General features: G+C 61.6%; 12 protein-coding genes and 2 tRNA genes. 3 read left to right on the forward strand and 11 right to left on the reverse strand.

Annotated features, from left to right (window positions below; translation table 11 throughout):
* Positions 1-132 precede the first annotated feature (132 nt).
* The 10 genes from GL286_RS00900 to rpmH form a co-directional block, all read right to left on the reverse strand.
* Positions 133-651, reverse strand: a complete 519-nt coding sequence (locus GL286_RS00900; protein ID WP_155093672.1) for a SixA phosphatase family protein — start codon at positions 649-651, stop codon at positions 133-135.
* An 86-nt stretch (positions 652-737) separates the two neighbouring features.
* Positions 738-1,637 (reverse strand): acetylglutamate kinase, encoded by a 900-nt coding sequence (gene argB, locus GL286_RS00905; protein ID WP_155094486.1) that lies wholly within the window; start codon positions 1,635-1,637, stop codon positions 738-740.
* A gap of 94 nt (positions 1,638-1,731) precedes the next feature.
* Positions 1,732-2,382 (reverse strand): ribosome biogenesis GTP-binding protein YihA/YsxC, encoded by a 651-nt coding sequence (gene yihA / locus GL286_RS00910; protein WP_155093673.1) that lies wholly within the window; start codon positions 2,380-2,382, stop codon positions 1,732-1,734.
* Entirely contained in the window at positions 2,379-3,143 is a 765-nt protein-coding gene (locus GL286_RS00915) for an MOSC domain-containing protein (protein ID WP_155093674.1), read from the reverse strand. The genes yihA and GL286_RS00915 overlap by 4 nt, the downstream gene beginning before the upstream one ends.
* On the reverse strand, positions 3,140-5,041 hold the full coding sequence (gene yidC, locus GL286_RS00920) for a membrane protein insertase YidC (protein ID WP_155093675.1): 1,902 nt from the start codon (positions 5,039-5,041) through the stop codon (positions 3,140-3,142). The genes GL286_RS00915 and yidC overlap by 4 nt, the downstream gene beginning before the upstream one ends.
* 225 nt (positions 5,042-5,266) lie before the next feature.
* Complete coding sequence (locus GL286_RS00925) at positions 5,267-6,493, reverse strand: EAL domain-containing protein (protein WP_155093676.1); 1,227 nt, start codon at positions 6,491-6,493, stop codon at positions 5,267-5,269.
* A gap of 60 nt (positions 6,494-6,553) precedes the next feature.
* Entirely contained in the window at positions 6,554-7,456 is a 903-nt protein-coding gene (gene ttcA / locus GL286_RS00930) for a tRNA 2-thiocytidine(32) synthetase TtcA (RefSeq protein ID WP_155093677.1), read from the reverse strand.
* Between the two features lie 60 nt (positions 7,457-7,516).
* Complete coding sequence (yidD, locus tag GL286_RS00935) at positions 7,517-7,753, reverse strand: membrane protein insertion efficiency factor YidD (RefSeq protein WP_155093678.1); 237 nt, start codon at positions 7,751-7,753, stop codon at positions 7,517-7,519.
* Positions 7,750-8,211, reverse strand: coding sequence for a ribonuclease P protein component (gene rnpA, locus GL286_RS00940; protein ID WP_155093679.1), 462 nt, complete (start codon positions 8,209-8,211; stop codon positions 7,750-7,752). Before rnpA ends, yidD begins: the two co-directional genes overlap by 4 nt.
* Positions 8,212-8,240: 29 nt before the next feature.
* Positions 8,241-8,378, reverse strand: coding sequence for a 50S ribosomal protein L34 (rpmH, locus tag GL286_RS00945; protein ID WP_036742148.1), 138 nt, complete (start codon positions 8,376-8,378; stop codon positions 8,241-8,243).
* A 242-nt stretch (positions 8,379-8,620) separates the two neighbouring features.
* On the opposite strand from rpmH, the gene GL286_RS00950 reads away from it, so the two are divergent.
* From GL286_RS00950 to GL286_RS00960, 3 genes are all read left to right on the forward strand, one after another.
* Positions 8,621-10,051, forward strand: a complete 1,431-nt coding sequence (locus tag GL286_RS00950; RefSeq protein WP_155093680.1) for an ATP-binding protein — start codon at positions 8,621-8,623, stop codon at positions 10,049-10,051.
* A gap of 105 nt (positions 10,052-10,156) precedes the next feature.
* Positions 10,157-10,233: transfer RNA gene (locus GL286_RS00955), tRNA-Arg, on the forward strand.
* Positions 10,234-10,362: 129 nt separating this feature from the next.
* A tRNA-Arg gene (locus GL286_RS00960) sits at positions 10,363-10,439 on the forward strand.
* A 119-nt stretch (positions 10,440-10,558) separates the two neighbouring features.
* Here GL286_RS00960 and ptsP read toward each other — a convergent pair.
* Positions 10,559-12,802: a phosphoenolpyruvate--protein phosphotransferase gene (gene ptsP / locus GL286_RS00965; protein WP_170295051.1), complete on the reverse strand. Its 2,244-nt coding sequence runs from the start codon at positions 12,800-12,802 to the stop codon at positions 10,559-10,561.

Raw genomic sequence — 12,802 nt, forward strand, 5'->3', positions numbered from 1 at the left:
ATTTGCATGGTCAAGTTTCCGAGACCGCATCCAGCACGGGATTCGTGGATTGCCCATAGCAATGGCCTTGGGGCCCGCCGATCATGGACCGGCATGCTGAATTTCAGTTGTCAGTTTTAGGCTAGGAAAGGCTCAGGCGCGGCCGTCGATGCGCACGAAGTCCAGCACGCTGCCCTCACCGGGCTGCAAGTCGATCCATTTGTCGATCTGGAAGTCGACAACCAATGTGGCAGCGGTCGGGTAGCGGCGGAACTCGGGATCCACCGGCACACGCGCCGGAAGCATGGCGGCAAATTCGGCAATGCCGGGATTATGGCCCAGCAGCATTACTGTAGGCTCACTCGCAGTACGCAGGATTTCCAGCATTTTTTCGGGTGAGGCGTGGTACAGACCGGGTTCGAGGCGCAGATGCGGACGAACCTCCAGCGGCGCAACCGCAACGCGTTCCCATGTTTCGCGGGTGCGATGCGAGGTCGAGCATAGCACCTCTTCGGGTTCGTAGCCGCGGCTGGCCAGCCAATCGCCAAGTGCGCGCGCCGCGCGCCGGCCGCGATCATTCAGCGGCCGGTCGTGGTCAGCTTGCGAGGGATCATCCCAAGACGATTTGGCGTGGCGGGTCAGGATCAGCCGGCAGTGTCCGAGAGGTGTCATGGAATTGCCTTTTCGGCCGTGGAAATTTCAAGCAAACCTGCCACAGCTTTCGCTAGACGGGCAAGCGCTCGTTTCCGCTAAACCGACTACAGTCCCGTGCCACCTTGTCGCAGACCCCGGGGTTTCACCCGCGGCTCGGTCGTGCGGATCAAAGAACCGGCACCGTGTTCGGTGAAAAGCTCGAGCAAGCTGGCGTTCGGAACGCGTCCGTCCAGGATGACGACGGCGCGAACACCCTCCTCCACGGCCTTCAGCGCCGTCTCGGTTTTGGGGATCATGCCCCCCGCAATCGTCCCGTCAGCGATCATCGCGCGAACCTGATCGGGATGCATCGAGGTCACGACCTCGCCCGAGGCATCCTTGACCCCCGCCACATCGGTCAGCAGCAGAAGACGATCCGCCTTGAGCGCACCCGCGATGGCACCGGCAGCGGTGTCGCCATTCACGTTGAAGGTCTCGTTGTCTTCCATACCCGTCGCGACCGGCGCGATGACGGGGATCAAACCCGCATTGTAAAGGTCGCGGATGATCTGCACGTTCATCTCGACCGGGCGACCGACGAAGCCCAGTTCGGGATCGTCTGCCTCGCAGACCATCAGGTCGTCATCTTTGCCCGAGATCCCGACAGCGCGCCCGCCTGCGTCGTTGATCGCCTGCACGATGCGCTTGTTCACAAGGCCAGACAGCACCATCTCGACCACTTCGACGGTCTCGCGCGTGGTGACGCGCTTGCCGCGAACGAAACGGCTTTCGATGCCCAGCTTGCCCAGAAGATCGTTGATCATCGGCCCGCCGCCATGGACCACGACCGGATGGATACCGACCTGCTTCATCAGCACGATGTCTCGGGCAAATTCTGCCATGGCGACATCGTCGCCCATGGCATTGCCGCCGAATTTCACCACCACGACCGCGCCGGAGTATCGCTGCATATAGGGCAGCGCTTCCGAAAGGGTGCGAGCGGTAGGAATCCAGTCACGGTTCATGTCTTGCTTTCTCATCAGGAGCCCCCGTAGATCGGCGGTGACACTAGGACCAAGCCCCGGCAAGGTCCAGACCGACAACGGCAAGGCTCACGCCTTAGTCAAGCCCGGCGATAATCGCACGGAGCGTCGCGATTCCCTCACCCTTTTCCGAACTGGTCACGACAATCTCGGGATAGGCGGCGGGATGTTTTTGCAGCGCCTCTTCGACCTGCTTCACGACTGCATCCAGTTCCTGACGGTTGATCTTGTCGGTCTTGGTCAGGACAACCTGAAACGGCACGGCGGCGCGGTCCAGCAGACGCAGGATCTCGTGATCGACATCCTTGACCCCATGGCGCGAGTCGATCAGCGCGAAGGCACGACGCAGCGTCGGACGGCCCTGCAGGTAGTTCTTCAACAGGGCCTGCCATTTGGCGACAACGGCGACCGGCGCCTTGGCAAAACCGTAGCCCGGAAGGTCGACCAGATAGGCCTTTTCGCCCAGGGTGAAATAGTTGACCTCTTGCGTACGGCCCGGCGTATTCGAGGCTCGAGCGAGCGACTTACGTCCCGTCAACGCATTGATCAGGCTAGATTTCCCGACGTTCGAGCGGCCGGCGAAGCAAACTTCGGGGCGGTCGGCTGGCGGTAGGCCATCCATGGCGACGACGCCCTTGAGAAAGTCGATTGGCCCCGCGAAAAGCAGGCGAGCCTCTTCGGCAATCTCTGCTTCGGGTTCAGGAGCGATCGGGAAGGAAACCTTCATGCGCGAATCTCGTCTTTGAGGGCGATCTCGCCGCCGGTAACGACCTCGGCATAGATACCAAAGTCATGATGGCCGAATGCAGCGGTCAGCGCGGCTGGCATGTCGCAGTCAAGACGGCCCGTGTTCGTGTTGGCGCTGGTCGCGGCGCAGCGACCGATGGTTTCGGTAACCCGCAACTCGACATCGCCGATATTCAGAATCCGGCCCACCAGATCGCGTTCGGCGTAAGGCGGCCATCCATCGACCCAAAGATTGCCACGCCAACGCTCGATCCCAAGGGGGTGTCCCACCCGGTTCTCAAGATCGCGCAAGCTGGAAAGCGACAGGATCGACAGCCAGGGCTGGTTCACATCGGTCCAGCCGGTCGGACCTTGGACCAAACGCGTTGCAGAGGGCTTATCGGCGGGCCACAGCGGGGCAACCCAGTCGATCAGCCGCGCGGCTTCGGTTTCGGGATCGAAGACCAGATCAGCCAGGTCAGGATGTGTCAGGCGTATGGCACCATGCGGCGCGCCGTTGACCCAGCCGCCCTGAATGGCTTGCAGCGCAGCCGAAGCCACGCCGCGTACAAAGCAGGATTTCGGCAACCAGCGCTGGGGATTTCCCCCCTCGCCTGCATGACGCTCACCCGCTTCGGTAAGTATCGCCCACAAGCGGTCACCCGGAAGCCGACGCGCCGCTGTCAGCCGCGCGTTGGCCATATCCTCGCCACCGATCGACTTGATCGGGTGGCGGCGGATCCGGGCGATTGTCGCAATCATTTTCCGCCTTTCGTTCCAGCCTTGTCGTCGCCCTTCTTCGGACGGGACGGAATGCCGGATTTGATGTTGCCGAAGAAGTCGGGACGGTGCCCGTGCATCGACATGATCGTGTATTGCTGCCCGATGGTGATGAGGTTGTTCGTGATCCAGTACAGCACCAGACCCGAGGCAAAGCTGCCCAGCATCAACATGAAGATCCACGGCATCCAGGCAAAGATCATCTTCTGCGCCGGATCGGCGGGAGCCGGGTTCAGTTTCTGCTGCATCCACATCGAGATGCCCAGGACGATCGCCAGCGCAGGCAAGGTGAAGCTGTGCAACATCGAGCCTTGTCCGGGCGTGGCCCAGGGCAGCAGACCGAACAGGTTCCACAGGCTAGACGAATCCGGAGCCGAAAGGTCAGTGATCCAGCCGACCCAAGGCGCGTGACGCAGTTCGATCGTGACGAAGATCACCTTATACAGCGAGAAGAAGATCGGGATCTGCAGCAGGACCGGAAGGCAGCCTGCGGCGGGATTGACCTTCTCGCGCTTGTAAAGCTCCATGACCTCTTTTTGGTACTTCATCCGGTCGTCACCGGTGCGTTCCTTGATCGCCTCCATCTGCGGCTGCAATTCCTTCATCTTCGCCATCGAGATGTAAGATTTGCGCGCCAGCGGGAAGACCAGCAGCTTCAGGATGAAGGTTAGCGCGATGATCGACCAACCCATATTGCCGATATGGCCGTGCAACCAATGCAGCAGGCGGAAGATCGGTTTAGTCAGGAAGTAGAACCAGCCCCAGTCGATCGAGTCGACAAAGCGGTCGATGCCGGGGTTTTCCTGATAACCATTGATGGTTTCCCAGACCTTCGCACCCGCGAACAGGTAGCTCGAGCTGGTGCCGGTCGCGCCGGGAGCAACGGTCTGTACCGGCATCCGTGCCTCGGTCTGGAAGATGTCCGCACCGGGGGCATATTTCACCACAGCGGTGAATGAGCTGCCCGGCGCCGGTGCCAGAGTCGTCATCCAGTATTTGTCGGTGAACCCGATCCAGCCGTTTTCCTTGACCTCGATCAGTTCGGCGGGCCCTTCGCCCGCAACCGCATCAAGCTCGGTGATATTCTTGTACTTCTTCTCCAGCAGCTCGCCATCGGTCATGCCGACCGCGCCCTCGTGAAGAACGTAGTAGTTCTGCGTGTCGGGTTTGCCGTGACGCGCGAGAATACCATAAGGCGCCGCCGAGAACGGCGTCTGGGCGGTGTTTTCCAGCGACTGGCTGATCGTGAACAGGAATTTTTCATCCAGCGCATAGGTGCGGCGGAAGATCTGCCCTGCGCCGTTGTCCCAGCGCAGGGTAACGGGTTTGCCGGGGGCCAGCACATCGCCGGACTCGATCTGCCACACGGTTGCCGGACCGGGGACCAGAGCCGGATCGGTCCCTGCGGCGGGCATCCAGCCGTAGACTGCGTAATAGGGCTTCTGCACCGTCGCTTCCAGATTGCCACCGGGCGCGACGGGCGAACCTTCGGCCTGTAGTTGCATCTGGGCTGTCGGCGCCAATAGACGGACATTGGGCGAGCCCGGATCAAGCGTCTCGTGATAGCCGGTCAGCGCGAGATCATCGATGCGGCCACCAGCCAGCGAGATCGAGCCTTTCAGCGAGGGCGATTCGATCTGCAGGCGACCGGCTTTTGCCGAAGGGTCCGCGCTGGCGCTGTCGCCACCGGCAAGGGCGGGCGCAGCGCCCCCTTGTCCCGCAGCCGGTGCGCCGACCACAGGCTGACCGTCAACCGCTTGCGTCTGCGCGGTCTGCGGTGCCGGAGGCACGGGTTCCGGAGCGAAGAAGATCGACCAGACAAGAATGACGAGGGCCGAGAGGACCATCGCCAATATGAGGTTGCGGTTATTGTCTTCCATTCCGGACCAGCCCTTCGTCGTCTATGACCCAATGGGTTCGGGCCGCTTCAACAGAAGCGACCGCAAAAGGTCAAGGGAATTTGCCCGAATCGAGGCCAATGGTCATCATTCTCGATCAAACTTTCACTCGCCGCCTCTCCCCCGGACGCCGATGGCGCGTGGTGTGACCGCTGCGCCCCCATGAATGGCTGACGGCTTACGACCGGATGCGACGGCGGCAACGTTTCAGACGCTACGACCCAAACACAGATTTTGCGGCAGTGAGCTTTTATGCATCACCAGAAAGTCACCGGTTTCCACATGCGACATGATGGGGGCGACGGCGCTACCTTGAAGCGCGCTGAACCCGATCTGGGACAGGAAAGAGCGTTCCTCGACCGTCGTAACGCCATCTCCCAGAACCTCGAGATCCAGGCTCTCGGCAAGGGCCAGAATCGCCAGAATCATGCGTTGTTGATCGCTGCGATGGTTCGAACCGACGATGAACGAACGTCCCACCCGCACCCTTCGGACACCATATCCGCGCAGATGGTCCAGTCCGGCGCTGCCTGTTCCGAAATCGCCGACCGCGATACGGCAGCCAGCATCCGCCAAACGACGCAGATTCGCCTGAATCCTGAGGCCAAGATTCAGGTCCGCAGGTTCGGAGAACTCGATCTCGATCCGGCTCGGCGTCAGATCATGCCTGTCCAATTCCCACAAAATTCTGTCGACCAACAGTTCATCGCTCAGGTCACGCTCGGACAGATGCAGAGAGAGGAAAGGAACGTCATGGCCCGATCTCTGCCAGTGACGCAAAGCGTCGAATCCATGCCGCAAGGTGTCCAGAATGCGATCGACCGGTTGCCCGTCTTCAAGGTTGACCAGAGGTTCTAGACGCAGCGCGATCAAACGGCCGGTATCGCAGCAAATCTGAGGCTGGAAGCGGATACCACCGGCGACAGAGGGTAAAGCCTTCGTCGTTTCGGCCTTTCGTTCCGGCACATAGTCCAGAACCTGCATCGTTCCGCCCGCCGCTGCGGGGTCAATGCGCGATAGCGCGCCATGCCCGTATGCAAGAAGCAGATCGGTTTCGACGGCAGACTTGCCCCGCACGATGACCCCGTCCGCTTTCGCGGCTAGGCAGGAATTGCCCAGATCCACCATTTCCGAACAAATTCTTCCCAAAAGAGCGACTCTTTGGGGCAAGCTGATATCGCTTCGTGCGGGTAGAACGCCCGCAATCTCGATACTGCCGATCCCACGCGACCGAGGCTCCAGACCGAGCCCGATGGTCAAGCGCAGCGTCAGGTTGTCCAGCAACCGCTCGAACAAGGCGGGACCAAGACTGGCGCGGATCCGGTCCGCGTCCAGCAGCCTGAGCACAAGAACCGAGCGCGCCTTACCAATGGATGCAGACCACCGTATCGCCTGCCTGAGCCGACCAACCACCAAACGAAATCCCACAACCATGGCTCATACCGAATCGTTATCCCTGATCCGGACGCTACGGCGGCGATACTTTTTGTTCGGTTAAAGTTCCCGCAGCACCGGCACGTCACCGGCGGGTTTTTCGCTAAAATCCGATCCACCCGGAAAGAGCGAGGTAAAGTCGAACAGCTTCGGATCGGGTAGATGCGAAGGCCGCACATTCATCAAGGCGCGGAACATCACCTGCCGACGCCCGGGGGCGCGGCTTTCCCATTCATCCAACAACTTTTTGACCTGCACACGCTGCAAGCCTTCTTGGCTGCCACATAAATCGCAGGGGATTACGGGGTAATTCATGGCACGGGCGAAACGCTCGCAATCCGCTTCGGCAATGAAGGCCAGCGGACGCAGCACGTTCAGATCACCTTCTTCATTCAATAGCTTGGGCGGCATCGAGGCTAGCCTGCCACCGTGGAACAGGTTCATGAAGAAGGTCTCAAGGATATCGTCGCGGTGATGCCCCAGCACGACGGCCGAGCAGCCTTCCTCGCGGGCAATGCGGTACAGGTTGCCGCGACGCAGCCGCGAGCAGAGCGCGCAATAGGTCCGGCCCTCGGGAACCTTTTCCTTAACGATGGAATAGGTGTCCTGATATTCGATCCGGTGGGCGACCTGACGGTCGGTCAGGAACTCGGGCAGGACCGTCGCTGGAAAGCCGGGTTGTCCCTGATCGAGGTTACAGGCCAGAAGCTCCACCGGCAAAAGGCCGCGCCACTTCAGTTCGTGCAAGACGGCCAACAGGGTGTAGCTGTCCTTGCCGCCGGACAGGCAGACCAACCAGCGGTCGCCGGGCTTGATCATGTCATAGGTTTCGATCGCCGCGCGGGTCTCGCGGACAAGGCGCTTGCGCAGCTTGCGGAACTCGGTCGAGGACGGCGCGCCGCGAAACAGCGGATGGATTTCCTCGTCGTAGGAATCGTCCTGGATGTCGATGTCGTCCCGCATCGGTCTTGTCCTGATCTTGGCGCTGTCGCGCAGGTTCATATCACGGATGACGCAGCAGCGTCAGTCCTGCGGCTCAGAGCCCGGCACGGGGTCGTAGCCATCGCCGCCCCAAGGGTGGCAGCGACATATCCGCCGCACGGTCAGCGCGCTGCCACGCAGCGCGCCGTGGCGCTCGAGTGCCTCCAGCGCATAGGCCGAGCATGTGGGCTGGAAGCGGCAGCCATGACCGACCCAAGGACTGGCCACAAGGCGGTAGGCATGGACCGGCAACGCAACGATGCGGGCCAGCGGGCTCATCCTTTGCCCTCACCTTTCGGGGTGGAATGGATGCGCGACAAAGCTTGCAGCAGGTCAGACTTCAGCTCGGCGAAATCACGTTCGATCGTCGCGCCCGGACGGCCGACCAGAACATAGTCCCAACCTGCCATGGCTTTCGCTGGCAGGATCTCATGCGCAAGAGCCCGCAGCCGACGCTTCGCTCGGTTACGGGCAACGGCATTGCCGATCTTCTTCGAGCAGGTGAAGCCGATGCGGATACCCTCCGCCGGCTCATTTTCGCCGCGGCGGCGGGCGTGCAACAGAAAGCCCTGCGTACCCTGCCGCTTGGCAGAGGCAGCGCGCAAGAAATCAGCCCGCTTTCGCAGGATCTCCGGCATCGGAGGCAAGGCCCCCTTGGAAATGCCGGAAGCCGCCCTGTCCGGTTGCCCTTGCAGGACATTCCGGTCAGCGGCGGCGACTTCGGCAGATCGCGTCATGTGCTCAGGTCACGCCTTGCGGCGCGAACTTATGCGCTGAGCGACTTGCGGCCTTTGGCGCGGCGGGCGTTCAGCACGCGGCGGCCGCCCTTGGTCGCCATGCGCGCGCGGAAGCCGTGACGGCGGGCGCGAACCAGGTTCGACGGCTGGAAGGTGCGTTTCGACATCTTGTAACTCCGGGTCAGTGCGAGTCAGGGTATGGGCATACAGCCCACGCAAGACGCGCCGGTCTATTCGAGGCCCGCTGCATAGTCGGAGCACAGACCTGAGTCAACTACATTGCTGATAATTCGCCACAGCGCGGCATTCGCGGGAACCGCCGCCCAGTCACGTAGGTTTGATCAGCGGCGGTGCAACCAACTGCTGCGCCGCCAACGCCACGGACTAGGGTGGAATACAAAAGGTTAACATGTCCCTGAATACCCTTTCCGGGCGATTCGCACTTCTGACCGGGATCTTCGTGCTGCTGGCCGAATTGCTGATCCTGTTGCCATCGCTTGCGAACTATCGCCTGGATTTTCTGGAATCGCGCCTTGAACGGGCGCAGATTGCCAGCCTCGCCCTGTTGGCGACCGACGAGTCGCTGGCCTCGGATCTGGAATCCGAGTTGCTTGAGAATGCCGGCGTTTTCAACGTCGTCCTGCGTCGCGACGAAGTCCGCCAACTGGTATTGTCTTCGCCGATTCCCGGCCCGGTCGCGGACACATATGACCTGCGCGAACAACCGTTCTGGACCTCGGCGCGCGATGCGGTGGCGCAACTGCTGGACCCCGAGAACCGTGTGATCCGCGTCATCGGTGCGCCGGTCAATCAGGCCGGCCAGCTGATCGAGATCACGATGGACACGCACCGCCTGCGCACCGAGATGATTGATTACGGATTGCGGCTATTGGCGATTTCGGCCGCCTTCTCGATCCTGACCGCGCTTTTGCTGAACGTGGCAGCCCAGCGGATGCTGCTAGTCCCGATCCGGCGCGTCATCAATCACATGACCGCCTATGCGAATGCCCCCGAGGATGCGCGCTCGATCATTACCCCGACCGCAAGACTGGCCGAGCTGAACGAGGCCGAAGCCGCTTTGGCCGCGATGCAGCACACAGTCACCTCGGCCCTGAAGCAGAAGGCCAGACTGGCGCAACTGGGGCAGGCCGTTGCCCGCATCAGCCATGACCTGCGCAACATCCTGACCACCTCGCAGATCTTTGCCGACCGGCTGGAGACCAGCGAGGATCCCGCCGTACGCCGCGCGGCTCCGAAGCTGGTGAACTCGATCAGCCGCGCCGTGAACCTGTGCGAGACGACATTGGCCTTTGGAAAGGCCGAGGAGCCGGCACCGTCGCTGTCACGCTTCAACCTGTCCGCTTTGGTCACCGAAGTCACCGAGGCCGAGGCACTGGCTGCCGAGGTTGCGGATGACGCAGCGCCGATCGAGTTCCTGACCGATGTACCCTCGGGCCTGATGATCCGCGCCGACCGTGACCAGCTTTTCCGCGTTCTCTCGAACCTCGTCCGCAATGCCCGTCAGGCCATCGAGGCCACCCGCCGCCCCGGCACAATCGAGATCGGCGCAAGCGAGGACGAATCCGAATGGCTCATCCGCGTCGGCGATACCGGACCCGGCCTGCCGAAGAAAGCACGGGACTACCTGTTCCAGCCCTTCTCGGGCGGGTCGCGCAAAGGAGGGACCGGGTTGGGGCTGGCCATCGCCGCCGACCTTGTGCGCAACCATGGCGGAAAGCTGGACCTTCTGCGCAGCGACGAAGAAGGCACGCAGTTCTGCCTGCACCTGCCCCGCGATCTGATCATGACCCCGATGCGCGAGGAAAACATGGCAAGCTAGCGGGCCGTTGAATGGCCGTGGCAAGTTTTTCGTGGGATAAGTCACGAAAGTTCATTTTTAACCTTGCACCCTCCAGCCACTGCCTCTAAATCCCCGCCTCACAGCGGACCCGTAGCTCAGCTGGATAGAGCACCAGACTACGAATCTGGGGGTCGGGCGTTCGAATCGCTCCGGGTCCGCCATAACTACCTATCGCAAGATAGAGGAAACCACCCCGAGGGGTTATTCGTCTAACTTCGCGACATCAGGTGTAAGGATGGAATTGTGCCTTGTAACTCAAGGCAATAACATCTAGACCACCGAACTATAGTGGACCCGTAGCTCAGCTGGATAGAGCACCAGACTACGAATCTGGGGGTCGGGCGTTCGAATCGCTCCGGGTCCGCCATACCTTCCATCCCTTACAAACGATGCCCTTATGGCTGCATTCAGCACGTTTGGCATTGCGTCGTTAGCAAATAGCCGCCCCGTGGGGCGACCTTTGTGCATGCGGATCTGCGGCTTCGGCTATTGGCGGGCCAGCCAATCGGTTACGGGGCCCCGCAAGTTCGTTTCGCCGATATCGCGCGCATCGTCGATGACTCGGCGCAATTCGCTCAGATCGACACGCCGGATCAGATGCTTCACCGGACCGATAGACGCGGGCCGCATCGATAGCCGACGGAAGCCAAGGGCCGCGAAAGTCACGGCCTCGATCGGTCGTCCCGCATCCTCGCCACAGAAGGACACCGGCACACGGGCGTCATTGCACCGCTGCAGGATCTGCTCCAGCAGACTGATGAACGAAGTGTTCAAGGTGTCGTAGCGGCGGCGTACGCGCTCGTTCTCGCGGTCTGCGGCGAAGAAGAACTGTTTCAGATCGTTGCCGCCGACCGAGATGAAATCGCACATCTCGAAAAACTTCTTCGGTGCAAAGGCCAGCGAAGGAGTTTCCAGCATCGCCCCGACCCGTACATCGGTCGGCATGCCGTGACCCAGACGCTGCTCGCGCGCGATCTGTTCCATCAGCAGGCGATGCGCCTCTTCGAATTCGTTCATCTCTGTGATGAAGGGAAACATGACGTAAAGCGGACGCCCGACCGAGGCGCGGATCAGCGCCTGTAGCTGCATCCTGAGCACGCCGCGCTTGTCCAGACCCACACGGATCGCACGCCAGCCCATCGCGGGGTTGGGCTCGTCCTGCGGCTTCATATAGGGCAGCACCTTGTCCGAGCCGATGTCCAGCGTGCGGAACATCACAGGCTTGCCCTGCGCGTTCTCCAGCACCTTGGTATAAAGCGCAGCCAGTTCTCCGCGGCGTGGAACGCGGGTTCGGGCCAGAAACTGCAACTCGGTCCGGAACAGTCCGACACCTTCGGCGCCCGAGTTTTCGAGGCTGGGAAGATCGGCCATCAATCCGGCATTCATATAAAGCTGGATCGTCGTGCCGCATTTGGCCGAGGCAGGAAGGTCACGCAGACCGGCGTAACGCTGCTGGGCTTCGGCCTGCATCGCCATCTTGTCACGATAGGCCTTGGCGATGGTTTCCTCGGGGCGCAGATGCACCATGCCGGTATCGCCATCGACAAAGATCTGGTCGCCGTTCAGCGCCTCGGAGGTGATGCGTTCGGCGTGGATGACCAAGGGAATCGCCAGCGCCCGCGCCACAACTGTGGCATGGCTACCGACCGAGCCCTCCTCAAGCACGACGCCGCGCAGCTTGCGCCCGTAATCCAGCAGATCTGCCGGTCCGATATTGCGCGCAACCAGGATCGGGTTCTCGGGCATCTCGGCGCCGGTATCCTTGCCCTGCCCCGTCAGGATACGCAGCAAGCGGTTCGACAGATCGTCCAGATCATGCAGCCGGTCGCGCAGATAGGGGTCAGCGGCGCTTTCCAGCCGCGCACGGGCCTGACTTTGCTCTTTCTCGACCGCAGCTTCGGCAGAAAGGCCACGGTCGATCGCCTCCTCCATCCGCCGCAGCCAACTGCGGGAATGGGCGAACATGCGATAGGTCTCCATGACCTCGGCACTGTCACCCGCAGCCATGCTGGTCGCCGCCAACATCGAATCGACAGTGGTGCGCAGCATCGCAACGCCCTCGGTCAGGCGCGCCTTTTCCTTGAGGGGGTCTTCGCCCACCGGATTGGCAATGACCACGCGCGGTTCATGCAACCAGACCCGACCTTCGGCGACGCCTTCCTGCGCGACCCCACCGCGGAACACGATCGGAAACCGGTGCTGCAACGGCATTCCGTCCGATTGCGAGCCCAGAAACGCGCCCAGTTCTGCCATTTCGGCAAGAACCATGGCGACGACATCCAGACCGTATAACTCGTCGTCGGTGAACAGTCGGGCATCGCGGGACTGGACGACCAGCACGCCCAGCTTTTCGCCGACCCGCTGGATCGGAACCCCAAGGAAGCTGGAATAGACCTCTTCGCCGGTCTCGGGCATGTAGCGGAAACCCGGCTCGGACGGCGCGTCGGCGGTATTCACATAGCGGCCCGAACGGGCGACGCGACCGACCAGCCCCTCGCCCAGTCTAAGGCGCGTCTTATGAACGGATTCAGGCTTCAGCCCCTCGGTCGCGCATAGCTCAAGGGTCTCGGGATCGCGGAACAGATAGATCGAACAGACCTGTGTTCCCATCGAGTCGGCGATGTGGTGGGTAATCCGGTCAAGGCGATCCTGCCCACCACCGGGAGCCGCCAAGATCTCGCGCAGCCGCAGAAGCAGCTTGCGCGAGTCGCTGTCCTTGCGTTCGGGCAC

The sequence above is a fragment of the Paracoccus aestuariivivens genome (assembly GCF_009711225.1).
Lineage (GTDB): Bacteria > Pseudomonadota > Alphaproteobacteria > Rhodobacterales > Rhodobacteraceae > Paracoccus > Paracoccus aestuariivivens.

Excerpts from the sequence above, each read along its gene's own strand:
- GL286_RS00900 (WP_155093672.1), bottom strand. The coding sequence starts at position 651 with ATGACACCTCTCGGACACTGCCGGCTGATCCTGACCCGCCACGCCAAA.
- argB (WP_155094486.1), bottom strand. The coding sequence starts at position 1,637 with ATGAACCGTGACTGGATTCCTACCGCTCGCACCCTTTCGGAAGCGCTG.
- yihA (WP_155093673.1), bottom strand. The coding sequence starts at position 2,382 with ATGAAGGTTTCCTTCCCGATCGCTCCTGAACCCGAAGCAGAGATTGCC.
- GL286_RS00915 (WP_155093674.1), bottom strand. The coding sequence starts at position 3,143 with ATGATTGCGACAATCGCCCGGATCCGCCGCCACCCGATCAAGTCGATC.
- yidC (WP_155093675.1), bottom strand. The coding sequence starts at position 5,041 with ATGGAAGACAATAACCGCAACCTCATATTGGCGATGGTCCTCTCGGCC.
- GL286_RS00925 (WP_155093676.1), bottom strand. The coding sequence starts at position 6,493 with ATGGTTGTGGGATTTCGTTTGGTGGTTGGTCGGCTCAGGCAGGCGATA.
- ttcA (WP_155093677.1), bottom strand. The coding sequence starts at position 7,456 with ATGCGGGACGACATCGACATCCAGGACGATTCCTACGACGAGGAAATC.
- yidD (WP_155093678.1), bottom strand. The coding sequence starts at position 7,753 with ATGAGCCCGCTGGCCCGCATCGTTGCGTTGCCGGTCCATGCCTACCGC.
- rnpA (WP_155093679.1), bottom strand. The coding sequence starts at position 8,211 with ATGACGCGATCTGCCGAAGTCGCCGCCGCTGACCGGAATGTCCTGCAA.
- rpmH (WP_036742148.1), bottom strand. The coding sequence starts at position 8,378 with ATGTCGAAACGCACCTTCCAGCCGTCGAACCTGGTTCGCGCCCGCCGT.
- GL286_RS00950 (WP_155093680.1), top strand. The coding sequence starts at position 8,621 with ATGTCCCTGAATACCCTTTCCGGGCGATTCGCACTTCTGACCGGGATC.